The sequence below is a fragment of the Yokenella regensburgei genome (genome assembly GCF_003634235.1).
Classification (GTDB): Bacteria; Pseudomonadota; Gammaproteobacteria; order Enterobacterales; family Enterobacteriaceae; genus Yokenella; species Yokenella regensburgei.
Genome location: NZ_RBIZ01000004.1, coordinates 586,000 through 610,793 on the forward strand (window position 1 = coordinate 586,000; position 24,794 = coordinate 610,793).

Consider the following 24,794-nt stretch of genomic DNA (forward strand, 5'->3'; position numbering starts at 1 on the left):
AGGGAGAAAATGGGACAACTGATTGACGGCGTCTGGCATGACACCTGGTATGACACCAAATCCACCGGCGGACGGTTTAAACGTTCGGTCTCTGCTTTTCGCCACTGGCTGACCGCCGATGGTGCACCAGGCCCAAGCGGTGAAAGCGGCTTTGCCGCCGAGAAGGACCGTTATCATCTCTATGTATCGCTGGCCTGCCCCTGGGCGCACCGCACGCTTATTATGCGCAAGCTGAAAGGGCTGGAACCCTTCATTTCGGTTTCCGTGGTGAATCCACTGATGCTGGAAAATGGCTGGACCTTCGACGACGATTTCCCGGCAGCCACCGGTGATACGCTGTATCAGCATGAATTTCTGTACCAGCTGTATCTGCATGCCGATCCGCACTACACCGGGCGGGTAACGGTACCCGTACTTTGGGACAAAAAGAATCACACCATCGTCAGCAACGAATCCGCTGAAATCATCCGTATGCTCAATACCGCCTTTGACGGCCTGGGCGCGCGTGCGGGCGATTACTACCCGGTGGAGCTCCGCAGCCAGATTGATGAGTTAAACAGCTGGATCTACGACAACGTCAATAACGGCGTCTACAAGGCCGGTTTTGCCACCAGCCAGGAAGCTTATGACGAAGCGGTTGCGAAAGTGTTTGAATCGCTGGCTCGCCTGGAGCAAATCCTCGGCCAGCACCGCTACCTGACCGGCGATCGTCTGACGGAAGCCGACATTCGTCTGTGGACGACGCTCATTCGTTTTGATCCGGTCTACGTTACGCATTTCAAATGCGATAAACACCGTATCAGCGATTACCTGAATCTGTACGGTTTCCTGCGCGATATTTACCAGATGCCGGGCATTGCGGAAACGGTGAATTTTGACCATATTCGCACGCATTATTACCGCAGCCATAAAACCATTAATCCTACGGGTATTATCTCAATCGGTCCGTGGCAGGATCTTGACGAGCCCCACGGCCGCGACGAACGTTTCAGATAAATTTATCGGGCATCCATGGATGCCCTTTTTTATTTCTCAGCCACCGACTATCCTTATTTCGATTGCTTAGGAAGCAAGTGATTGACCGTTAATTGAGGCAAGGAATATGGACTGGTATCTAAAAGTACTTAAGAATTACATTGGATTTGGTGGCCGCGCACGACGTAAAGAATACTGGATGTTTGTGCTGGTCAGCTTCATCCTCGCGGCAGTGATCAGTATTATTGACAGAATACTGGGCTGGGAACACAGCAACGGTGAAGGCGTCCTGACGACGATTTACGGTCTGCTGGTACTGATCCCAAGCTGGGCTGTTCAGTTCCGCCGTCTGCATGATACCGACCGTACAGCCTGGTGGCTGCTGCTGTTGCTCATTCCGATTATCGGCTGGATTGTTATTCTGGTGTTCAACTGCCAGAGCGGCACGCCGGGGTCAAACCGTTTTGGTCCGGACCCTAAACTGAACCCATAACGCTCTCAGGCCGGGCACACACAATGTACCCGGCCTGTTTTATTCTACTTCTTACCGAACAGCCTCTGGATCTCACGCAGGCACCAGGATTTGGCTTCTCCCATGCTGTCACGCCGCCACGCCATGATGATATCCACCTCGTTGGTATACTCCGGGCTGACCACCCGCAGACGCCCTTCGGCAATATCCTGTTCGACCAGCGGATAGGGCATCGTTGCCACTCCCAGACCTGCCAGCAACGCCTGGCGCTTATCTTCAATCGTACTGACGGTCAGACGCGGCTGTTTATCCAGCAACTGAACCGTCAGTACCGGGCGCTCGCGCGCGGTGTCCGCCACCGCCACTCCGCGATATTTCACACGGGTCACTTCAGAGAGCGGCTCTGGCTCCTGGTGAATCGGGTGATCCGGTGAGGCCACATAGACGTTCATTATTGAATAGAGCTTGCGGGAGTTAATTTCCGAGGAAGAACGGAAATGCATATCAGGGGCGATAACAATATCCGCTCTTCCCTGCTCCAGCCGCTCCCAGGCTCCGGCCAGCACTTCGGTGATAATAGAGAGCTGGGTATTCGCTTTCACGGCAAGCTTTTCCACCAGCGGGAAGAGCTCCGGGGTGGGCACCAGCGCCTCGGTGACTATCGTCAGGTGCGTTTCCCAACCACGCGCCAGCGCTTCAGCATCGGTGGTCAGTTTGTCGGCCGCCTCCAGCAATACCCGGCCACGTTCGAGTAACATACGCCCGACGTTGGTGAACTTCGTTCGATGTCCTGAACGATCAAACAACACCACATCCAGCTCTTCTTCCAGCTTCTGCATGGTGTAACTCAGGGCGGAAGGGACGCGTCCCAGTTCATCTGCCGCCGCCGCAAAGCTGCCTCGTCGGTCGATTGCATCCATGACGCGAAGCGCCTCCAGCGTCAATGCTCTTTCTTTAGCCATCGAGTTCTCATTCAGGAAATTTGAACATACCCGGCAGAATATCTGGCTAACAATGCAGCGTCCATACCTTTACCATTGTTTTAGTGTAAAGAGAGGTCAAGAATCATGATTACGACAAGAACCGCCAAACAATGCGGACAAGCAGACTTCGGCTGGCTGCAGGCCCGCTACACCTTTTCCTTTGGACACTACTTTGACCCGAAACTGTTGGGTTATGCCTCCCTGCGCGTTCTGAACCAGGAAGTGCTGGCACCCGGCGCGTCATTTCAGCCACGCGCATATCCGAAAGTCGATATTCTGAATCTGATCCTGGAGGGAGAAGCGGAGTACCGCGACAGTGAAGGTAACCATGTCCAGGCGAAAGCCGGTGAAGCATTGCTGATAGCCACCCAGGCGGGCGTCAGCTACAGCGAGCACAATCTCAGCAAAGATAAATCCCTGACGCGCATGCAGCTCTGGCTGGATGCCTGCCCGGAGCGTGAAAACCCGCCGGTGCAGAAAATGAAAATTGCCAATACCGGGCAACAGCTGCTGGCTTCGCCGGATGGCGAAAACGGTAGTCTGCAATTACGCCAGCAGGTGTGGATCCATCACATCGAGATGGCAAAAGGTGAGCAGATGAGTTTTAAGCTTCATGGTCCGCGCGCGTATCTGCAGTCAATTCACGGCACGGTCCATGCGTTGACCTCGCAAGAGGATAAGCAGGGGCTGACCTGCGGTGACGGCGCGTTTATTCGCGATGAAGCAAACATCACGCTGGTAGCCGATACGCCTCTGCGCGCATTGTTGATTGATTTGCCCGTGTAAAAAGATCCCTCTCCCTCAGGGAGAGGGTCCCTTAACTATCCCTTACTCGCCATAATCTCAATGATCTGCCGGTCAGTCTGCTGCATCGAACGACAGGCCAGCGCACAAAGGTTGGCGATAGACTGCTCGACATCATCCGCCACAATCCCTTCATTACCGGTTACTGCGGTGTTATCCAGCGCCATCAGCACCGCTTTCCACGCCGATGTGGCGCTGGTTGAGACTTTCATCGCACAGCTGTTGGAAGCCCCGTCGCAGATCATCCCACTGACATCACCAATCATGCTGCTTATCGCTTTGGCAATGGTGTCGTAGTGGCCATCCACCAACCATGCCATGCCTGCAGCAGCCCCCATCGAAGCGGTCGTTGCCGCACACAGCGCCGACAGCCTCGGCAGCTGATAGTGGATGTAGATAGCGCTCAGGTGCGACAGCATCAGCGCACGCGCCAGCTTCTCTTCCCCCGCGTTGAAGTGTTCAGCCACCACCACCACCGGCAGCGTTGCGGCTATCCCCTGATTACCTGAGCCCGAGTTGCTCATCGCTGGCAGCGTCGCTCCGCCCATACGCGCATCTGATGCCGCGCTGGTACGAATGACGATTTCACTCGACAGATCGTGGGTCATCAGCCCGCGAGCGCACTGTTTCTCAAGCGTTGCACCGATGTGCAGCCCCCATTCACGGCGTAGCCCCTCGCGAGACAGCGCATCATTGAGGCGTGCTGCGTCGAGGATGAAGCGAATATCCTCCAACGGTACCTGGTTGATAAAATCGAAGATCTCGTGCAAAGAGGTCTGCCCCAGCACCTGCAGCGGGCACTCCTGTTCGTCTACCGCCGTCGTTTCATCGAGCGTAAACCGCACTTCACCCTGTTTCTCGATACGAGTAATGCGGGTATGCCCTCCGGCAATCGTGACGCAGGCCCACTCATCGCCTGCGTACACTTTTGCCCGCGAAGAGAGCACTTCCTCACACGGCTCTTCGAGCATGACCCGAACCGCACCGCTTGCCAGCATCTGTTTGGCGCTGGAAACGGCCTCCACGGAGGCCTTATTCAGCACTTCCAGTCCAGCGCTGGCATCACCGCCGAGGGCACCGAGCGCGGCAGCAATGGGCAGCCCCACCATCCCGGTCCCCGGAACCGTTACGCCCATCCCGTTTTTCATCAAATTCGGCGACACCCAGGCTTCAATACGATCCACCCGCCCGTTGAGCTGCGCGGCGGCCGTGGCGCTGGCCAGCGCCAGAGAAACCGGCTCGGTACATCCCAGCGCAGGTTTTACTTCTTCCTGCACCGCGCGGATGTATTTTTTCCATAATGAATGACTTTCAGGGTTCAACATAATCACAACCTTAATACGTAATATTCTGCATCAGGAGAATGCGAGGAACGGTGAAACGCACAACAGCAGGCCGGTTACAATAATCAGCATCAGCGATGCGCCTTTGTATTTATGCAGTGCCGGTACTTTGTAGACCAGCCACGCCGGGATAAGGCAACCCACCATGCCAAAAATGGGGCTACAGATAGAGGTGAAGCTCAGGACCGGGGCATTCAGCACGATGGCGCTCCATGCCAGCAGGATGGCAAAGATCATAATCCCGCGCTGGACGTGTTTTTCATTGATGCTTTCAGCCGGATATTTACGACGCAGCAGGTTCATCACAATCCCCTGCGTGGCTTCACGGAAGCCCAGGTACACCCCGAAGAAGGCCGTCATCACCGCGAAAATATTGAGCACCACGCTAACGACTTTCACCCAGCCAGCACCATCACCGCTAATAAACTGGGCGGCAATCGCCAGCGCCGAAATATTTTGCTCGTAGGCTTTTACCGCTTCGTCATGCCCCATGGCGAGAGTGAATGACACGGCGTAGAAAAAGACGGTTACGAACAAAATGCCGAAGGCAATATTCATGGCTCGCAACGCTTTATGCCGTGCCACTTCAATCGATTTTTCACGTGAGCGATAAGAGATAACCATCGGGCTCAGGGTCTGAATGAAGAGGATCGACGTCAGGGTAAACGGCAGCGTAATGATGGCGTTTTTGATCAACAGCCCCATCGGCGGCAGTGCGCCAATATTGTGCAGATGCCACAAACCAATCATCGACAGGCCAAGCGCGGCAACCACCAGCAGTTTGGTCAATACCATAAAGCTTGAAATCTTAAACAGCAGCTGTTCACCGCGTGACGAAATTGCCACCAGAATACAAATCAGCACCAGGCCATAGAATGGGTTTTCAGACATTAAGCCATCGGTTACACCGAAAGTGTGCAAATAAGAAGCACTGTCGTTCGTGATAGCGGTGGAATAAACAAACATCCAGATAACCAGCATCACAAAATAAAGTGCACCGAGCAGTATGCCCCAGTTTTTACCCAGATAACCGCTAATTACGCTAGGATAATCTTTGCACTCTGGTGATTCCGCCAGAGTATTAATAAACAACCGCTGGAACAGATACATAGCGGGATAACCAATGACCGAGGAGAGTAAAAATACCCACAACCCCATCAGCCCCACCTGTACGGGTAAAAATACAATACCGGCACCGATAGCCATCCCAATACTCATGATGACCCAGCCGGTATCGGTGCTATCGAATTTAATCGCTTCCCGCCATTCGCTTTCACTCATATTTGCCCGCCGGGCAGGCGAACCATCATCCAGAATTACGCTATTATTTGACGCCGTTTCCATAACGTTCTCGCTTGTGTAGGTAGAGGTTTATTTTAATTATTCCGTTGCGATAATCGGACTATATTTGCAGGCGAGTTTTCTTTTAATGCGAAAAATCATACTCCTGAACAAAGAGAAAAAAGTCACAAGATTTGTATGGTTTTAGGCGATCGCTGACAAGAGTTTTCTACGTAATCAAGAAAAAGAGTATTTTTTTCTAACAGAATTGCTTGTGAGAGGCATATCACATTATATACAGCAAGAATAAAAAAAGCCCCGGTCAAAGGCCGGGGCTTAGCGAAGTACGCAGGCGTTATTCAGCAACAGCCTGCTGAATCAGATCGTCTCGTACCTGCTTACGCTGTTCAGGAGTCAGCACCTGATTAACGTCAAAGTAGTATTTCACGCGATAGTAGCGCACCTGCTGATCCACTTTGCTGAAAGCGGACAGCTGATTTTTGACCGTCGCTTCATCCCATTTACCAGACTGAATGACGTTAAGCAGCGCACCGTCTTTCACGTCTTTCATGGAGATGTTTTTCACGTTGTCAGCCATCTGCTGATGCAGGGTTTTGATTTTCGCGACCTGATCGTTCGTCAGCTTGAGATGCTGAACGATAGGATCCTGAGCCGGTGCCGGAGCGACTTCGGCCGCCTGCGCTGCCACGGAGAAACCTGTTACGGCAACGGCCAGTAACGCGATACGAGTAAATTTCTTCATAAGTTGATCCTGAAATTATCCGGTTAAAAAGCCAGGCAATTATTTTTCACTCTGACATAAATGTATGTAAGTAATTATTCATACAATTTTGTATTTAATGAAACTTGCACTGGCTTTGCCGGCTTTCAGGGCTTAATCACAAACCACTTTGATGGCGAGCCCTCCGCGTGAGGTTTCGCGGTATTTGTCGTTCATGTCTTTCCCGGTTTCGTACATGGTTTCAATCACTTTATCGAGAGAAACCCGCGCTTCGCTGGTGCGATGCAGTGCCATGCGCGCTGCGTTCACCGCTTTCACTGCGTTAATCGCATTACGTTCGATACACGGGATTTGCACCTGGCCGGCAACCGGATCGCAGGTTAGCCCCAGGTTATGCTCCATGGCGATTTCTGCCGCTACGCATACCTGCTGCGGACTACCGCCCAGAAGCTCCGTCAGGCCAGCGGCCGCCATCGAACACGCGACACCGACTTCCCCCTGACAGCCCACTTCGGCGCCAGAAATCGAAGCGTTCATCTTGTACAACGCGCCGATGGCTCCGGCAGCGAGGAAATAGCGCGCTACCGAGTTAGCATTCACCGTGCGGCGGAACTTGTCATAGTAGGCCAGCACCGCCGGAACAATACCGCATGCGCCGTTGGTTGGCGCCGTCACCACTCGTCCACCTGCCGCGTTCTCTTCGCTGACCGCGAGCGCGAACATGTTGATCCAGTCGATAACGATCATCGGATCCTGGGAGACGCGATCGCTCGATACCAGCATTCGCCGCAAAGCGACTGCACGACGCGGTACGGTCAACGGCCCCGGCAGCACGCCTTCGGTATTGATCCCACGCTCAATACAGGTGGTCATGGTTTGCCAGATCTGTGCAAACCCGGTATCGATCTCCTCTTTGCTGCGCAGCGCCAGTTCGTTCTGCATCATCAGACCGGAGATCGATAGGCCGTGCGTATTACAAAGCCGTAGCAGTTCACTGGCGGAGCGATACGGATACGGCACCGGCTGTTCGATGCTGTGATCCTGGCCAAACTGCTCCTCTTCAACGATGAAGCCGCCGCCGACGGAGTAATAGGTTTTCGTCAACAGCGGGCTATCACCCTGCCAGGCGGTAATACGCATACCATTTTCATGGCGAGAGAGCGCCGTATCGTGGAAGGCAACGCTTTCCGGCATCGGGAAGATAACGCTCGCCTGCCCTCCGGCAATCGCCAGTCGCCCGCTTCGGGTGACTTCCTCAATGAAGGCAGGAATAGCATCAATATCCACATTCTGCGGGCTATTGCCTGCCAGCCCCATAATAACGGCGGTGTCGGTCGCGTGACCTTTGCCAGTGAGAGAGAGCGAGCCATAGAGATCGACGCTGACGCGGTCGGTTGTCGCCACTAAGCCACAACGCGTCAGTTCATCAATGAAGGATTTTCCGGCGTTCATTGGCCCCACGGTGTGAGAACTGGAAGGACCAATACCAATCTTGAAAATATCGAATGAGCTAATCATATTCAGCACCAGGTCAAAAGTGAGTGATATCCCTGAGCAGGCCGCCGGGTGGCGGCCTGTCATGCTGACGGCTGGATGAATTATCAGAGCGCCTGGGTGAAGGTACGCGAGATAACATCCTGCTGCTGTTCGCGGGTCAGGGCGTTAAAGCGCACCGCATAGCCCGACACACGGATAGTCAGGTTCGGGTAGTTCTCCGGATGTTCGATAGCATCGAGCAGCATGTCGCGGTTCATCACGTTGACGTTCAGATGCTGACCGCCCTCCACCGCCGCTTCGTGGTGGAAGTAACCATCGAGCAGGCCAACGAGGTTGGTTTTCCGCACGCCTTCGTCTTTACCCAGCGCCGCCGGGACGATCGAGAAGGTGTAAGAGATACCATCTTTGGCATAGGTGAACGGCAGCTTGGCGACCGACGTCAGCGACGCTACGGCACCTTTACGGTCACGGCCGTGCATCGGGTTCGCACCCGGCGCAAACGGAGTTCCCGCACGGCGACCATCCGGCGTGTTACCGGTCTTCTGTCCGTACACCACGTTTGAGGTGATGGTCAGAATAGACTGTGTCGGAACCGCGTTACGGTAGGTTGGCAGCGCTTTGATTTTCTTCATAAAGCGTTCCACCAGGTCGCAGGCAATACTGTCCACGCGATCGTCGTTGTTACCGTACTGCGGATACTCGCCTTCAATTTCGAAATCGACCGCCAGACCGTTTTCGTCACGCACCGGCTTCACGCGGGCATATTTGATAGCGGAGAGGGAATCCGCCGCCACCGACAGGCCAGCCATACCACAGGCCATGGTGCGATAAACGTCGCGATCGTGCAGCGCCATCAGCGAAGCTTCATAGCTGTACTTGTCGTGCATGTAGTGAATAAGGTTCAGCGCACTGACGTACTGCGTTGCCAGCCAGTCCATGAAGTGATCGAGGCTGCTCATCACCGTGTCATAGTCCAGCACATCATCCATTAGCGGCGCGGTTTTCGGGCCGACCTGGATTTTCAGCTTCTCGTCCACGCCGCCGTTAATCGCGTACAGCAGGGTTTTCGCAAGGTTCGCGCGCGCGCCGAAGAACTGCATCTGCTTGCCGATGACCATCGGGCTCACACAGCAGGCGATAGCATAATCGTCGCTCTCGAAGTCCGGACGCATCAGATCGTCGTTTTCGTACTGCAGCGAAGAGGTTTCAATCGACATCAGCGCGGCGTATTTCTTGAACGCCACCGGCAGCGCTTCCGACCACAGGATAGTCAGGTTCGGCTCCGGCGCCGGGCCCATGGTGTGCAGGGTGTGCAGATAACGGAAGGAGCTCTTCGTCACCAGCGTGCGGCCATCCAGCCCCATTCCGCCGATAACTTCGGTTGCCCAGATAGGGTCGCCGGAGAACAGCGTGTCGAATTCCGGCGTACGCAGGAAGCGCACCATACGGATCTTCATGATGAAGTGATCGACCAGTTCCTGTGCTTCACGCTCGGACAGCACACCGTTACGCAGATCGCGTTCAATGTAGACGTCGAGGAAGGTGGCGGTACGGCCAAGCGACATGGCGCCGCCGTTTTGTGACTTCACCGCTGCCAGGTAGGCAAAGTACAACCACTGTACCGCTTCACGGGCGTTGGTCGCCGGGCGAGAAATGTCGTGGCCGTAGCTCGCCGCCATTTCCTGAATTTGCAGCAGCGCACGACGTTGTTCTGAGAGCTCTTCACGCAGACGAATGGTCGCTTCGAGATCTTCACCACGCTCCAGACGTGACTGCAGATCGGCAAACTGCAGCTCACGCTCACGCACCAGATAACGGATACCGTACAGCGCAACGCGACGGTAGTCGCCGATGATGCGTCCACGGCCATAGCCGTCCGGCAGACCGGTCAGAACACCAGATTTACGACAGCGCAGCATTTCCGGGGAGTAAACATCAAATACGCCCTGGTTATGAGTTTTGCGCAGGTGGGTGAACATATATTCAAACTGCGGGTCCATTTCACGACCATAAGCGTCAAACGAGCTTTTGATCATGTTGATCCCGCCGTACGGGTGCAGCGCACGCTTCAGCGGCCGATCGGTTTGCAGGCCGACGATGGTTTCCAGCGCTTTATCAATGTAGCCCGGCGCGTGGGCCGTAATGGTCGTTGCAACGTTGGTATCAAAATCAACCGGAGCATGCGTGGCATTCTCGGTGCGGATACCGTCCATCACTTTTTCCCACAGCGACGTGGTCGCCGGGGTGGCGTCGGCAAGGAAAGATTCATCACCTTCATAAGGCGTATAGTTATTCTGAATAAAATCACGAACGTTAATTTCGTTTTTCCATTCAGAACCAAAGAATCCCTGCCAGGCGTCGGTATACAGCATATCGCCGGTATCGATATTTACCTTCATGAAATTAATCTCTCTCAGAATTAAGCGTATTCAACAGGCGCGCTAATTTTCCCTAAATGAATGGCATCAAGCGCAATCATTTTTTCTTCATTGGTAGGAATTACCGCACATGTCACTCGGGAATCTGGCAGGGAAATAATGCGCTCACCGGCTTTTCCCGGTAATTTATTTTTCTCACTGTCGAGATGAATGCCGAGTACCTGTAAATGTTCAATCACCAGTTGGCGAATAAGAGTGGAGTTCTCTCCAATTCCGCCGGTAAAAATAATGCCGTCTAAACGATGCAGCGCCATGGCGTGACCACCAATATGGCGGGCAATGCGGTGGACAAAGGTTTTGATGGCTAACTGGGCATGGTAATGGCCTTCGTGCCAGGCCTTTTCCAGCGCCCGCAGATCGGAAGAGAGGCCAGAAATACCCAGCAAGCCAGACTCCTTATTCACCACACGTTCCAGGTCGCTCAGCGACTGGCCTGTCTGGTTGGCTATCCACGTCATAGCACCGAAATCAACATCGCCACAGCGGGTGCCCATCATCAGGCCTTCCAGCGGCGTCATACCCATTGAGGTGTCTACGCTCTCGCCGTTGCGCACCGCGCAAATCGAGGCACCGTTACCTAAGTGAGCAATCACTAACCCAGAATCCTGCTCGCTTAAACCAAGCAGTTCATGCGCTCGCTGGGAGACATAGCGATGCGAGGTGCCGTGGAAACCGTAACGACGCACGCCCAGCTCTTCAAAATAGCGCCACGGTAAACCATACAGGTAGGCTTCTGGCTCCATGGTCTGGTGGAAGCTGGTGTCAAAGACCGCCACCTGCTTCACGCCCGGGAACAGCCGGCGGGAAGACTCTACACCACTCAGGTTGGCATAGTTGTGCAGCGGTGCCAGCGGGGAAACCTGGCGAATTAATTCAATCACTTCATCAGTAATTAATACTGATTCATTAAAGATGCTACCGCCGTGGGCAATACGGTGACCAATTAAGGCCACGCTGTCCATGAGATCTCTTTTTTCCAGTTCGAAGGTAATGGCTTCGAGGGCACATTCATAATCCTGGTGAGCCAGCGGAGCTGGCTCACCTCCATTAACACTTAAACATGCACTCTCTGTATTAATACCTTCTGCAATACCCGTCAACAGCACATTCTGGGTATCTGCATCAATCACCGAAAACTTAATCGATGAGGACCCACAATTAATGACCAGCACTACAGATAAATCCATCATTTTATTTCTCCGCCCATCCTGACTTTGGGCTCTACAGATAATTAGAACAGTTTGTAGACAATATTCAGGATGGTCAGCAGACCAATCACGGTAACGAAGATATTGTCAGCTTTGCCTTTGTACTTCGCCAGAGACGGCGCTTTACGAATCGCGTACATCGGCAGCAAGCACAGCAGGGAAGCGATAATCGGTGCGCCCATGGCTTCAATCAGGTCCAGGATGTTCGGGTTGGCGTAAGCCACGACCCAGGTGGAACCCATGATGAAGATCATGCTGATAGTGTTCAGTTTGCCGACGGAGACCTTGGTCTTATCGCCTTTGTAACCAAACTTGAGCACCAGACCGTTCAGACCTTCCAGCGTGCCGAGGTAGTGGCCGAAGAAGGATTTGAAGATGGCAACCAGCGCGATGATAGACGCGGCAAACTCAAGAACCGTAGCGAAGGTAGATTTGCTGCCGGTCATGGTGGAGAAGTGGTTCGCCAGATAGGACAGCACTGGAATGTTCTGCGCTTTCGCTTCCGCCATGTTGGCCGGAGAGAGCGTGAACAGGCAGCTGAAGGCGAAGAACATCACCACGGCAACCATCAGCATGCTGGCACGAGAGATAATCTGAGAACATTTACGCTCGGTGAAGTCGCGGCCAAAGTCTTTCTCATACTCTTCACGCTTGGACACCACAAACGAAGAGACGATGGGTGAGAAGTTGAAGGAGAACACCATGATGGAGATACCCAGCCACACGGTAACCAGAATGCCATCGTGACCGGTCAGGGCGATATCACTAAGGTTCACATCCTGAATCACTGATGCGTTCCAGTAAGGGATAAGCGACAGGGAAATCAGTACCAGGCTCGCGATGAACGGGAACACCAGGAAACTCATTACCTTAACCATCAGGTCTTTACCAAACCAGATAACAAAGGCCATCAGCAGCAACAGGAATAGTGCGACCACGCCACGGTTGAGGGCGGCATAGCCCAGCTGGTTTTCCCAGAAGGTCATAAAGGTGTTGGTAATGGTTACGCCATAAATCCACAGCAGCGGACAGATAGCGAAGAAGTACAGCAGGGTAATGATAACGCCACCGGTCTTACCGAAATGCTCCTCAACGGTTTCAGTAATGTTTCCGGAAGGGTTTTTACCCGACAAGCACAGGCGCGCCAGTGCACGGTGGCACAGGAAGGCAATCGGGTACGCCAGTACCAGCATGATAAGGATAGGGATTAAACCGCCGTAACCTGCGCGAATAGGGAAGAACAGTACCCCGGCACCGATCGCGGTGCCGAACAGTCCAAGAGTCCAGGTGGTATCGGATTTACGCCATAGCGAGGCTTTTGCCTGGCTGGCGATGATGGTATCTGTGTTACTCATATCGTGTCCTTAGCAAAAAAATAACAATTAAGCACCGACAAAGCCGGTAATTTGTGAAACACGCGAGAGGTCAATATTGCCTCCGGAAATAATGCTGACGGTTTTCCGTTTCTGAATATAATCATCGAGTTTGCCGCTCAGCAGCGCAGCAGAAGCCAGGGCACCAGCACCTTCGGTGATGACTTTATTACGCTGAATGAGGGCGATCATGCTGTCACGAATTTCGTCTTCGGTGACCAGTACAATATCGTCCACCAGTTCACGGACGATTTCGAAGGTTAAGTTGCCAGGACGCGCGACGTCACAACCGTCGGCGAGTGTTGGGTTAATACGGTGGTTAGTAATTTCACCGGCATAGAAAGAAGCCGCCATGCCGTGAACGTTTTCTGACTGAACGCCGATAATTTTAATCGTCGGGTTGATAGATTTAATCGCCGTCGCGATACCGGCAATTAAACCGCCGCCGCCGATTGGCACAATCACGTTATCCACATCGTACAGATCCTGCAGAATTTCCAGACCAATGGTACCCTGGCCGGCAATAACGTGTGCATCATCGTACGGTGGGATAAAGATACGGCCTTCCATTTCAACGATTTCGCTCGCTTTAGCGATAGTATCGTTGAAGCTGTCGCCGTGCAGAATCACTTCTGCAGAGTAGTCCTGAGTCGCCGCTACTTTTGATTTTGGCGCCCCTTTCGGCATCACGACTTTGCCGTCAATCCCCAGCATGGCACAAGAAAGCGACACCCCTTGAGCATGGTTACCCGCAGAACATGCCACAACCCCTTTGCGACGCTCAGCATCCGTCAACGAGCTCAGTTTGTTATAAGCCCCACGAATTTTGAACGACCCGGTGCGCTGCATGTTTTCAAATTTGAGGAATATTTCACCTTTGCACTGCTCACTCAAATAATTTGAGCGCGGCATCCCTGTTTTATATATTTTTCCTTCGAGTCTTTGTTTCGCTACCTGGATATCATCAAGAGTGACCGGGAGATCATAGGTAATATGCATTTTATACTCTCTTCAGAATTAGACCTAAATTTATGTAAAATCTGGGCATCAGAGTTCTGAAATACAGAAACTCTGGGCTTGGTGTTGTGAAATTAAATTTAAATTAAATATTTTCTACAAATTGCCTTCGTCTGGTGCAGTTTTGCGATGAATATTGTTTTGCCAGCTCAACAAGTACCGAAGCTGATTTTTTAATTCGATAATTTTTAGACCACACCGCGGCATAACGTGCGACCGGTAATTCATCCTCAACGGGCAGCGTAATGAACTGGTTCGAACCGAATGGCGCCGTCATGTCGCACGGTATCACGGTCAGGAAATCGGCATTCAGGACCAGGTTATAAATGGTGACTACGGAGTCGGTTTTTACGATGTTTTCAGTGCTGATGTGGTGGTTCTGGAGGGTGTTGAGGAGTTCTTTGTAGTAGCCCATATTCGTGTCCGGTAAAACCCACTGTTCGTCTTTCAACGACTCCAGTGTGGTGGTACCCGTGCACGTTCGTGACTGACTGGCGACAACCGCAAACTCTGACTCAAACAGCGACTCCACATGCAGATCCTGTAGCTGCATGTCCTCACTCAGCGTTCCGATAGCAAAATCCAACCGTCCATCTCGCAGTGCGGGAAGGAAGGAGGAGAGCTGCGCTTCATACATGGAGACGTGCGCTTTCGGAAACACCTCTTTAAATGTCTTCATCATACTCGACAGAAACGTGAAACCGATGAGTGACGGGTAGCCGAAAGAGACGTCGAGCACGCTGCTGCAGCTCAGACTGTTCATTTCACTCACCATGTTTTTCATCTCACGGGTGATGGACTCCGAGTAGGCCAGCAGCACTTGCCCAGCGCTGGTCAGCGTAACCCCGGTGTTTTTCCGCACCATCAGCTCGATACCGAAGTAAGATTCAATGTCATTGATTACCTTACTAACGGCTGGTTGAGTCAGTCCAAGTTGTTTGGCTGCCGAACCAATTGAACCGCTCCGGATAACTTCCTGGAAAACGACCAATTGCTGAGTTTTTGGCAGAAGAACATTATCCATATCACTCTTCCCGTATTTCATGTTTCGAACAGAATTTTAATAAATATTGCCATCGGGGGTATGTGCTGTTACTCACAATTTGCCGGAACGCATGTTCAACACAGGTCACGAAATACGATAAAACACCATATTATCAATATGATAGACAAAACATCATTCGCTATTTGGCTGACTTTTATCAATAAATAATGAGGTAATAACTTTAATTTATGGCGATAACGATGAGGCCTAAGACCCTATTTAATGGTCGGGTATAAGACCATATTTCAAGCAATTAACGCGCAATTACTCACCACATCATTTATTAATAAAATTTGAAGATATAAAATAAATTTTTAAATTTAGAGGTGTCGCAATTAAATATGCGCCACCCATCACATTAAATTGTTAAACATACGGAGATGTTAATATATATTTATCATTTCATTGAGATATTAAATAACAAAACAAAAACATATAACCATGATTTGCAACACTGCTTTTTTTGCTATTTTTTGGTGAATTCAGGCGTGATTCAAGTCACATGCAGAATAAGAAACTAACAACAGAGTCACTGGCAACAGATTTGTGGAGTTTGTCGCAATTTTCCGAAAAAGTCTCAGAGAGGTCGGGCAGGAAAAAGCAAAAACCCCGCCGAAGCGGGGTTTTTTGAAGAGTTGAAGCTGACCGATAAGCCGCTTTCTTTTGGTATAGCGTCGTGGACAGTCATTCATCCAACCGTGACCACTCAACTTACATAAGCAAAAACCCCGCCGAAGCGGGGTTTTCTGAAGAGTTGAAGCTGACCGATAAGCCGGGTTCTGTCGTGGACAGTCATTCATCTAGGCCAGCAATCGCTCACTGGCTCAAGCAGCCTACCCGGGTTCAGTACGGGCCGTACCTTGTGAACCCCTATTTGGCCTTGCTCCGGGTGGAGTTTACCGTGCCACGGACTGTTACCAGCCGCGCGGTGCGCTCTTACCGCACCCTTTCACCCTTACCTGATCCCGCTTGCGCGGGCCATCGGCGGTTTGCTCTCTGTTGCACTGGTCGTGGGTTTCCCCCCCAGGCGTTACCTGGCACCCTGCCCTATGGAGCCCGGACTTTCCTCCCCTCCGCCCGTCTCCCCCGAAGAGGACGACGACGAAGCGGCGACTGTCTGGTCAGCTTCGGCGCGCAGTATAGTGGGTTTAAGCCGCAATGTCACGGCTCCACACTATTCCCGAACCAGAATCACTTCAATGCCGGAACGTTGCAGCTCTTTCAGGCTCTCGACCGGCACGCCCTCATCGGTAATCACCATGTCGATTCTCTGGGTGTCGATGATTTTATGCAGGCTGGAACGGTTGAACTTACTGGAGTCGGTGACCACGATAATGCGTTCGGCCACTTCGCACATCCGGCGGTTCAGTCGCGCTTCGTCTTCATTATGCGTGCTCACACCGCGTTCGGTATCAATGGCATCCACACCGAGGAACAGCATGTCGAAGTGGTAATTCTGCAGCGACTGCTCGGCCTGGTCGCCATAAAAGGAGAGCGACTGGCGACGCAGGTGCCCACCGGTCATCAGGAGCTCCACCCCTTCGGCTTCGAGTAGCGCCGCGCCAACGTTCATCCCGTTGGTCATCGCGATAACGTCATGATGGTGACGCATCATGCGGGCAATTTCATATGTTGTGGTACCGGAGTCGAGGATAACCCGGTGCCCTGGCTGAATAAGCTCTGCCGCTGCCCGGGCGATCCCACGCTTCAGGGCCGTGTTGAGGGAGCTTTTGTCCTCAACGGACGGTTCGCTCCCGGTGGCGTTACCTTCACAGATAAGTGCTCCGCCATAGGCACGAACGGCAATCCCCTGCTTTTCTAAAAACGCCAGATCGTTGCGAATCGTCACCGTCGAGACGCCAAACAGCGCAGAAAGATCGTTGACCTGAACGCTTCCCTGCTGCCGCAACCGCTGGATTATCTGCTCGCGTCGTTCACTGGTGCCAGTGACGCGCCTATCCGTTGAAGAGTCGGTGCTGCTCATACGTGATCCTTTAGTCAAATCTTTCGTTTCATTTCGATTGGTCTATTAACACCTTTCTTTTGCACGAATGCAAGTGCTGTTCAGGGATTAATGGTGATAGAGACAGCATTCAGATGCTTTCATTATGTTTCTTTTGTGAAACAGATCGGAAAACTATTATCTTTCGTTTTATTTTTATAACACCTTACTGCAGTATTAAATGAAACAAAACGAAAGATGAGTGCCGGAACTATCCGCTACGGAGAGGAAAGTGAAACATCTGACAGAAATGGTGAAGCAGCACAAACAGGGAACCGCTACGGGTATTTATGCGGTTTGCTCGGCACATCCGCTGGTGCTGGAATCCGCCATCCGCTTCGCTAAGAAGCATGACACCCCACTACTTATAGAAGCAACGTCTAACCAGGTCGATCAGTTTGGCGGCTATACGGGTATGACTCCCGCAGACTTCCGCGGTTTTGTCTGCCAGCTTGCCGACAAGCTTGACTACCCGACCGCACAGCTGATTTTAGGTGGCGATCACCTGGGCCCGAACCGCTGGCAAAAACTGCCGGCGGCCGAGGCCATGGCTCACGCCGACGACTTAATTAAAAACTATGTGGCCGCCGGATTCAGCAAAATCCATCTCGACTGCAGTATGTCCTGCGCGGACGACCCGGTACCGTTAACCGATGAGATAGTCGCATCACGTGCGGCGAGGCTTGCCAAAATTGCTGAGGCCACGGCGCAGGAGCATTTCGGTGAGTCATCGCTGGAATACGTTATCGGAACCGAAGTTCCAGTACCGGGCGGTGCGCATGAAACGCTGACCGAGCTTGCCGTGACTACGCCTGAAGCCGCTAAAGCTACCCTGCAGGCTCACCGCCATGCATTCGAAGCCGAAGGCCTGAGCGCTATCTGGCCACGAATTATTGGCCTGGTGGTTCAGCCTGGCGTTGAGTTTGACCACACGCACGTTATCGATTACCAGCCGCAAAAAGCGGTGGCGTTGAGCAAGATGGTAGAAGAGTATGACACTCTGGTATACGAAGCCCACTCCACGGACTACCAGACGCCTCAGGCGCTGCGTCAGTTAGTGGTGGATCACTTCGCCATTCTGAAAGTTGGCCCGGCGCTCACCTTTGCGCTGCGTGAAGCACTGTTCTCACTCGCCGCCATTGAAGAAGAATTGCTGACGGCGAAAGCCTGTTCCGGGCTGCGCCATATTCTTGAAAACGTCATGCTGGAACATCCGGAATACTGGCAAAACCATTATCACGGTGACAGCAACGCCCGCCGTCTGGCGCGCGGCTACAGCTACTCCGACCGCGTGCGCTATTACTGGCCGGACGGGCAGATTGATGAAGCCTTCGACCAGTTAGTTCGTAATCTGGCCGACGACCCGATTCCACTGCCGCTTATCAGTCAGTATCTGCCGCTGCAGTACAGCAAGGTCCGCGCCGGGGAGCTTACCGCCACGCCGCGCGAATTAATCATCGACCACATCCAGGACGTCATACGTCAGTATCACGACGCATGTCAGGGTGTTCAGACCCACAAAGAATAAGAGGAATTCCACGATGCCCAATATCGTTCTAAGTCGTATTGATGAGCGTTTGATTCACGGTCAGGTCGGTGTGCAGTGGGTCGGATTCGCTGGCGCAAACCTGGTGCTGGTCGCTAATGATGAAGTGGCTGAAGATCCGGTACAGCAAAACCTGATGGAGATGGTGCTTGCAGAAGGGATCGCCGTGCGTTTCTGGTCGCTGCAAAAAGTGATCGACAACATTCACCGTGCCGCCGATCGCCAGAAAATTCTGCTGGTCTGCAAATCTCCTGCTGATTTCCTCAAGCTGGTTGAGGGCGGTGTGCCGGTCACGCGTATCAACGTTGGCAACATGCATTATGCCGATGGCAAACAACAAATCGCCAAAACGGTTTCCGTCGATGCTGATGACATTACCGCCTTCAGTGGCCTGAAAGCTGCCGGTGTGGAATGCTTCGTGCAGGGTGTCCCGACCGAGACTGCTATGGACCTCTACAAACTACTCTGAGGGATTCGCGATGGAAATCAGTCTATTACAGGCTTTTGCTCTGGGCATTCTTGCCTTTATCGCTGGCCTGGATATGTTCAACGGCTTAACACACATGCACCGGCCGGTGGTCCTCGGTCCGCTGGTTGGCCTTATCCTCGGCGATCTGCATACCGGTATTCTTACCGGTGGTACGCTGGAACTGGTGTGGATGGGCCTCGCACCGCTGGCTGGCGCGCAGCCACCTAACGTCATTATCGGCACCATCGTCGGCACCGCGTTTGCTATTTCCACCGGTGTTAAACCCGAAGTTGCCGTCGGCGTTGCGGTACCGTTCGCTGTCGCCGTGCAGATGGGTATTACCTTCCTGTTCTCAGTGATGTCCGGTGTGATGTCACGCTGCGATCGCATGGCGGCGAACGCTGACACTCGCGGCATTGAGCGAGTGAACTATCTGGCGATGCTGGTGCTGGGGATTTTCTACTTCCTCTGCGCTTTCCTGCCGATTTATTTCGGTGCCGAACACGCTAAAACCGTGATTGATGTCCTGCCGACGCGCCTTATCGATGGTCTCGGCGTTGCGGGCGGCATCATGCCAGCTATCGGCTTTGCCGTACTGCTGAAAATCATGATGAAAAACGTCTATATCCCTTACTTCATCATCGGCTTCGTTGCCGCCGCATGGCTGAAACTGCCGGTGCTGGCAATTGCCGCCGCGGCGCTGGCCATGGCCCTTATCGATCTGATGCGTAAAGATCCGGAACCCACTGTGTCTCAGGCCCAGAAAGAGGAATTTGAAGATGGCATCTAATCAAACCACCCTGCCTTCAGTCACGGAAAGTGAAGAGAAGACCCTGCTGACCGGCGTCAACGAAAACATCTATGAAGATCAGACGATTGGTGAAGAGTTAACGAAAAAGGACATCAACCGTGTGGCATGGCGCTCCATGCTGCTGCAGGCGTCTTTCAACTACGAACGTATGCAGGCCTCCGGCTGGCTGTACGGTCTGCTGCCTGCGCTGAAGAAGATCCACACCAACAAGCGTGACCTGGCCCGAGCCATGAAAGGGCACATGGGGTTCTTTAATACCCACCCGTTCCTGGTGACTTTTGTTATTGGCATTATCCTCGCGATGGAGCGCTCCAAGCAGGATGTGAACAGCATCCAGAGCACCAAAATCGCCGTAGGCGCACCGCTGGGCGGCATCGGTGATGCGATGTTCTGGCTGACGCTGCTGCCTATTTGCGGTGGTATCGGTGCAAGCCTGGCGCTGCAGGGCTCTATCCTCGGCGCGGTGGTCTTTTTCGTGATGTTCAACGTGGTACATCTGGGGCTGCGTTTTGGTCTGGCGCACTATGCTTATCGGATGGGGGTGTCAGCCATTCCGCTTATCAAAGCCAACACCCGTAAGGTGGGCCATGCGGCGTCTATCGTCGGGATGACGGTTATCGGTGCTCTGGTGGCGACCTATGTTCGCCTCAATACAACGCTTGAAATCACCGCGGGTGATGCGGTCGTTAAGCTGCAAACTGACGTTATCGATAAACTAATGCCGGCCTTCCTGCCGCTGGTTTATACCATGGGGATGTACTGGCTGGTGCGCCGTGGCTGGAGCCCGCTGCGCCTGATCGGTATCACCGTTGTCCTGGGTGTTGTGGGCAAATTTGCTCACTTCCTGTAAGTCTTAGGAGTCATGATGTTAGGCATTATTCTTTGCGGTCACGGCGGGTTCGCCAGCGGTATGGAACAGGCAATGGAGCAAATCCTGGGCGAACAGCCGCAGTTTGTCGCCATCGACTTTCCGCAGGCCTCCACCACGGCGTTGCTGACCTCGCAGCTTTCTGAGGCAATTAACGCACTCGACCCTGAGCAGGACATCGTTTTTCTCACCGACCTGCTGGGCGGAACCCCCTTCCGCGTGGCATCGACGCTGGCGATGCAAAAGCCCGGGCGGGAAGTGATAACCGGAACCAACCTGCAGCTGCTGCTGGAGATGGTGCTGGAGCGTGACGGTCTTAGCAGCGAGGCGTTCCGCCTGCAGGCGCTGGAGTGCGGCCATCGGGGGCTGACAAGCCTGGTGGATGAAATGGGACGTTGCCGCGAAGAAAAGGCGGTTGAGGAAGGGATATGAGCATGCTGCTGCGTGCCCGGCGTGTACTCAGCGAAATCGGCTGGCTTGACGACCATCAGTTGCGTATCGACGACGGGGAAATCGTGGCCATTGAGCCCATCCCGTCCGGCGTGACGGTGCGCGATGCCGAACTGCTGTGTCCGGCATACATCGACCTCCACGTCCACGGAGGCGACGGGGTCGATGTGATGGACGACGCGCCGCAAACGCTGGACATTCTGGCGATGCACAAAGCGCGGGAAGGGGTAGGTGCATGGCTGCCAACCACTGTAACTGCGCCGCGCGAGTCGATTGAGTCCGCGCTGCAACGCATCGCCCAACGTATACACCACGGCGGGCCAGGCGCGCAGGTGCTTGGTAGCTATCTCGAAGGGCCGTACTTCACGCCGCAGAACAAAGGCGCACACCCGCCGGAACTGTTCCGCGAACTGGAAATAGCAGAACTCGACGCGCTTATCGCCTGCTCGCAAAACACGTTGCGCGTAGTCGCCCTCGCCCCAGAAAAACCGGGGGCGTTAGCGGCTATTCGTCACCTTAAGCAGCGCGGTATTCGGGTCATGCTCGGCCACAGCGCCGCAACCTACGCGCAAACCATTGCCGCGCTGGATGCCGGTGCCGACGGGCTGGTGCACTGCTTCAACGGCATGACCGGTCTGCATCATCGCGAGCCGGGCATGGTGGGCGCGGGGTTAACCGACCCTCGCGCCTGGCTTGAACTGATTGCCGACGGTCATCACGTTCACCCGGCCGCCATGCGGCTGTGCTGCCAGTGTGCCAAAGATCGCGTGGTGCTGATAACCGATGCCATGCGTGCCGCCGGAATGCCCGACGGGAAGTACGACATTTGTGGCTACGACGTCGAAATGAAAGACGGCGTCGTCCGCACCGCTACCGGCGGGTTAGCGGGCAGTACGCTGTCGCTTGATGCAGCAGTACGTAACATGGTTGAGCTTGCGGGCGTCAGCGCCGAAGCGGCGATTCGCATGGCCACTTTGCATCCAGCAGCGCTGATTGGCGTTGACGACCAGTTAGGTTCCATCCGCATCGGTAAACGGGCAAACCTGATTGCCCTCGACGCGGGTTTGCAGGTGCAACAAACCTGGGTTCAAGGTCAGGCTATCCCCCTATAGCCGTTTCAATGTGTGTCTCTTGTTCCCTGCGTGGCTCCCCGCGCAGGGCTTTTTATTCCCCTTTCGAAAGCTTTTGTTCTCCCTCCCTCGTTTAAAAGAAAGGTAAAGCAGCCTTATCAGGGATCACACTTTGCGTTTTATTTCACTTTCCTTCGTTGAACTTTCGATTTCTTTTCTGTAGATTTCACTTATCGACTTACGTAATTAAGTGAAACGAAACGAAAGGCAATCCACAACATAACGGAACCTGTCTGACGCTGATTTCACGCGACTAAGGACTGAGTTATGCCTGAAACCTATATCCCCGCCCCTGCCAAAACCGGCACCTGGACCGAAGAAGAGATCCGCCAGCAGCCTGGTACCTGGATCCGCTCGTTAACCCATATCGACAGCATCCGTCAGGCGATCGACAGCTTCCTCGCCCCGCTGCTGCGTAAAAACGATCTGCGCATCGTCCTGACCGGTGCCGGAACTTCCGCATTTATTGGTGACATCATTGCACCGTGGCTGGCGCGCCACACCGGGAAAAACTTCTCTGCGGTACCGACGACCGATCTGGTCACCAACCCAATGGATTACCTGAAGAGCGACAGCCCGCTGCTGCTCATCTCTTTTGGCCGTTCCGGAAACAGCCCGGAGAGCGTTGCGGCAGTCACGCTGGCTAACCAGTTCGTGACCGAGTGCTACCACCTGGCGATCACCTGTAACGAAGCGGGATCCCTCTATCAGGACGCTCACAACAGCGACAACGCCTTCGCGCTGCTGATGCCAGCTGAAACCCACGATCGTGGTTTTGCGATGACCAGCAGCATCACCACCATGATGGCAAGCTGCCTGGCGGTATTCGCACCGGAAGTCATCAACAGCCGTACTTTCCACGATGTGGCTGACCGCTGCCAGAGCATTCTGCAGTCGCTCGGTGATTTCAGCGACGGCGTGTTTGGCCGCCAGCCGTGGAAGCGCGTGGTCTATCTCGGCAGCGGTGGTCTGCAGGGTGCTGCCCGCGAATCAGCGCTGAAAGTACTGGAGCTTACTGCCGGTAAAGTTGCCGCGTTCTACGACTCCGCAACCGGCTTCCGCCACGGGCCGAAATCGCTGGTCGACAGCGAAACGCTGGTGGTGATGTTCATTTCAAGCCACCCCTACACCCGCCAGTACGATCTCGATCTATTGACCGAACTGCGCCGCGACAAACAGGCGATGCGCGTGGTAGCGATCGCCGCCCAAAGTGATGCGATCGTTGAAGAAGGCCCGCACATTCTGCTGCCAGCCTCCCGCGATTTCATCGACGTCGAGCAGGCCTTCTGCTTCCTGATGTACGCCCAGGTTTTCGCACTGACGGAATCACTGCACTGCGGCAACACCCCGGATACCCCTTCCGCCAGCGGCACCGTAAACCGCGTGGTGAAAGGCGTCGTTATTCATCCATGGCTGGCCTGAGAGGATTAAGAGATGGGTATTATTTCTACGAAGTACCTCCTGCTGGACGCACAGGCGAAAGGCTATGCGGTTCCGGCATTCAACATTCACAACGCCGAAACCATCCAGGCAATTCTGGAAGTGTGCCACGAAATGCGATCGCCGGTGATCCTCGCCGGTACACCGGGCACCTTCAAACACATCGCGTTTGATGAAATTTACGCGTTGTGTGAAGCCTACTCCAACACCTACGACATGCCGCTGGCGCTGCATCTGGATCACCATGAATCACTGGCGGACATCAGTCGCAAAGTTGATGCAGGTGTGCGCAGCGCAATGATCGACGGTAGCCACTTCCCGTTTGCCGACAACGTGAAGCTGGTGAAATCCGTGGTCGATTTCTGCCATCTCCACGACTGCAGCGTTGAGGCCGAACTGGGCCGTCTTGGCGGCGTTGAAGACGACATGGACGTGGACGAAGAGAGCGCGTTCCTGACCGACCCGCAGGAAGCCAGACGCTTCGTTGAGCAGACCGGCGTTGACAGCCTGGCCGTCGCCATCGGTACCGCCCATGGCCTGTACACCAAACGGCCGAAAATCGACTTCCAGCGCCTGGCCGAAATTCGTGAAGTGGTGAACATCCCGCTGGTACTGCACGGCGCAAGCGATGTGCCGGATGAGTTCGTCCGCCGCACCATTGAGCTTGGCGTGTGCAAAGTTAACGTAGCCACCGAGCTCAAAATCGCCTTCGCCGATGCGGTGAAGAAGTGGTTTGCCGACAACCCGGAGGGGAACGATCCACGCTACTACATGCGTGTGGGAATGGACGCCATGAAAGAGGTGGTGAGAAGCAAAATTACCGTTTGCGGATCGCAAAACCGCCTGTTGTTGCCCGCCGAAGTCTGAATACCGTCGCATCAGAACATCATTAAAAAATAA

22 protein-coding genes and 1 other RNA gene are annotated in these 24,794 nt (G+C 53.7%); 11 read left to right on the forward strand and 12 right to left on the reverse strand.

Features of this window, described 5'->3' with window-relative positions:
- Positions 1-9 precede the first annotated feature (9 nt).
- Together C7387_RS14230 and C7387_RS14235 are read left to right on the forward strand one after the other, a co-directional pair.
- Entirely contained in the window at positions 10-996 is a 987-nt protein-coding gene (locus C7387_RS14230) for a glutathione S-transferase family protein (RefSeq protein WP_120816940.1), read from the forward strand.
- Positions 997-1,102: 106 nt separating this feature from the next.
- The gene (locus tag C7387_RS14235) at positions 1,103-1,468 is read left to right on the forward strand and encodes a DUF805 domain-containing protein (RefSeq protein WP_006818184.1); all 366 of its coding nucleotides are present in this window, start codon (positions 1,103-1,105) and stop codon (positions 1,466-1,468) included.
- A gap of 44 nt (positions 1,469-1,512) precedes the next feature.
- Here C7387_RS14235 and C7387_RS14240 read toward each other — a convergent pair whose 3' ends face one another.
- Complete coding sequence (locus tag C7387_RS14240; RefSeq protein ID WP_120816941.1) at positions 1,513-2,409, reverse strand: LysR family transcriptional regulator; 897 nt, start codon at positions 2,407-2,409, stop codon at positions 1,513-1,515.
- Between the two features lie 105 nt (positions 2,410-2,514).
- On the opposite strand from C7387_RS14240, the gene C7387_RS14245 reads away from it, so the two are divergent.
- The gene (locus C7387_RS14245) at positions 2,515-3,216 is read left to right on the forward strand and encodes a pirin family protein (RefSeq protein ID WP_120816942.1); all 702 of its coding nucleotides are present in this window, start codon (positions 2,515-2,517) and stop codon (positions 3,214-3,216) included.
- Between the two features lie 35 nt (positions 3,217-3,251).
- Here the strand turns inward: C7387_RS14245 and C7387_RS14250 are convergent, their stop codons facing one another.
- From C7387_RS14250 to C7387_RS14300, 11 genes are all read right to left on the reverse strand, one after another.
- The gene (locus C7387_RS14250) at positions 3,252-4,559 is read right to left on the reverse strand and encodes an L-cysteine desulfidase family protein (protein ID WP_120816943.1); all 1,308 of its coding nucleotides are present in this window, start codon (positions 4,557-4,559) and stop codon (positions 3,252-3,254) included.
- 30 nt (positions 4,560-4,589) lie between these two features.
- Complete coding sequence (locus C7387_RS14255) at positions 4,590-5,921, reverse strand: SLC5/6 family protein (protein WP_006818180.1); 1,332 nt, start codon at positions 5,919-5,921, stop codon at positions 4,590-4,592.
- Between the two features lie 292 nt (positions 5,922-6,213).
- The gene (locus tag C7387_RS14260) at positions 6,214-6,621 is read right to left on the reverse strand and encodes a Spy/CpxP family protein refolding chaperone (RefSeq protein WP_006818179.1); all 408 of its coding nucleotides are present in this window, start codon (positions 6,619-6,621) and stop codon (positions 6,214-6,216) included.
- Positions 6,622-6,753: 132 nt separating this feature from the next.
- Positions 6,754-8,118 carry an L-serine ammonia-lyase gene (gene tdcG, locus C7387_RS14265; RefSeq protein WP_040903286.1) on the reverse strand — a complete coding sequence of 455 codons (1,365 nt, stop codon included), beginning with the start codon at positions 8,116-8,118 and terminating at the stop codon, positions 6,754-6,756.
- A gap of 83 nt (positions 8,119-8,201) precedes the next feature.
- Positions 8,202-10,496 (reverse strand): formate C-acetyltransferase, encoded by a 2,295-nt coding sequence (pflB, locus tag C7387_RS14270; protein ID WP_038255945.1) that lies wholly within the window; start codon positions 10,494-10,496, stop codon positions 8,202-8,204.
- A 20-nt stretch (positions 10,497-10,516) separates the two neighbouring features.
- A complete protein-coding gene (gene tdcD / locus C7387_RS14275) occupies positions 10,517-11,725 on the reverse strand; it encodes a propionate kinase (RefSeq protein WP_006818176.1) in 1,209 nt (402 codons plus the stop codon).
- A 41-nt stretch (positions 11,726-11,766) separates the two neighbouring features.
- Positions 11,767-13,098, reverse strand: a complete 1,332-nt coding sequence (gene tdcC / locus C7387_RS14280) for a threonine/serine transporter TdcC (protein WP_006818175.1) — start codon at positions 13,096-13,098, stop codon at positions 11,767-11,769.
- Between the two features lie 27 nt (positions 13,099-13,125).
- Entirely contained in the window at positions 13,126-14,115 is a 990-nt protein-coding gene (gene tdcB / locus C7387_RS14285; RefSeq protein ID WP_006818174.1) for a bifunctional threonine ammonia-lyase/L-serine ammonia-lyase TdcB, read from the reverse strand.
- A gap of 103 nt (positions 14,116-14,218) precedes the next feature.
- Positions 14,219-15,157 carry a transcriptional regulator TdcA gene (tdcA, locus tag C7387_RS14290; RefSeq protein ID WP_038255947.1) on the reverse strand — a complete coding sequence of 313 codons (939 nt, stop codon included), beginning with the start codon at positions 15,155-15,157 and terminating at the stop codon, positions 14,219-14,221.
- A gap of 773 nt (positions 15,158-15,930) precedes the next feature.
- An RNA gene (gene rnpB, locus C7387_RS14295) (RNase P RNA component class A) lies at positions 15,931-16,307 on the reverse strand.
- Between the two features lie 45 nt (positions 16,308-16,352).
- Positions 16,353-17,162 (reverse strand): DeoR family transcriptional regulator, encoded by an 810-nt coding sequence (locus C7387_RS14300; RefSeq protein WP_006818167.1) that lies wholly within the window; start codon positions 17,160-17,162, stop codon positions 16,353-16,355.
- A gap of 250 nt (positions 17,163-17,412) precedes the next feature.
- Here C7387_RS14300 and kbaZ point away from each other — a divergent pair, with 250 nt between their 5' ends.
- The 8 genes from kbaZ to kbaY all read left to right on the forward strand — a co-directional run bounded on the left by kbaZ (position 17,413) and on the right by kbaY (position 24,761).
- Entirely contained in the window at positions 17,413-18,708 is a 1,296-nt protein-coding gene (gene kbaZ / locus C7387_RS14305) for a tagatose-bisphosphate aldolase subunit KbaZ (RefSeq protein ID WP_038255953.1), read from the forward strand.
- Positions 18,709-18,721: 13 nt separating this feature from the next.
- Positions 18,722-19,195: a PTS N-acetylgalactosamine transporter subunit IIB gene (gene agaV, locus C7387_RS14310; protein WP_006818165.1), complete on the forward strand. Its 474-nt coding sequence runs from the start codon at positions 18,722-18,724 to the stop codon at positions 19,193-19,195.
- Positions 19,196-19,205: 10 nt separating this feature from the next.
- Entirely contained in the window at positions 19,206-19,985 is a 780-nt protein-coding gene (gene agaW, locus C7387_RS14315; RefSeq protein WP_006818164.1) for a PTS N-acetylgalactosamine transporter subunit IIC, read from the forward strand.
- Positions 19,975-20,856, forward strand: a complete 882-nt coding sequence (gene agaE, locus C7387_RS14320; protein ID WP_006818163.1) for a PTS N-acetylgalactosamine transporter subunit IID — start codon at positions 19,975-19,977, stop codon at positions 20,854-20,856. The genes agaW and agaE overlap by 11 nt, the downstream gene beginning before the upstream one ends.
- 15 nt (positions 20,857-20,871) lie before the next feature.
- Positions 20,872-21,306 (forward strand): PTS galactosamine/N-acetylgalactosamine transporter subunit IIA, encoded by a 435-nt coding sequence (gene agaF / locus C7387_RS14325; RefSeq protein ID WP_120816944.1) that lies wholly within the window; start codon positions 20,872-20,874, stop codon positions 21,304-21,306.
- On the forward strand, positions 21,303-22,436 hold the full coding sequence (gene nagA / locus C7387_RS14330) for an N-acetylglucosamine-6-phosphate deacetylase (protein WP_038255957.1): 1,134 nt from the start codon (positions 21,303-21,305) through the stop codon (positions 22,434-22,436). The genes agaF and nagA overlap by 4 nt, the downstream gene beginning before the upstream one ends.
- Positions 22,437-22,721: 285 nt before the next feature.
- Positions 22,722-23,876: an SIS domain-containing protein gene (locus tag C7387_RS14335; protein ID WP_120816945.1), complete on the forward strand. Its 1,155-nt coding sequence runs from the start codon at positions 22,722-22,724 to the stop codon at positions 23,874-23,876.
- A gap of 12 nt (positions 23,877-23,888) precedes the next feature.
- Positions 23,889-24,761, forward strand: coding sequence for a tagatose-bisphosphate aldolase subunit KbaY (gene kbaY, locus C7387_RS14340; RefSeq protein ID WP_006818159.1), 873 nt, complete (start codon positions 23,889-23,891; stop codon positions 24,759-24,761).
- The last annotated feature ends 33 nt before the right edge of the window (positions 24,762-24,794 follow it).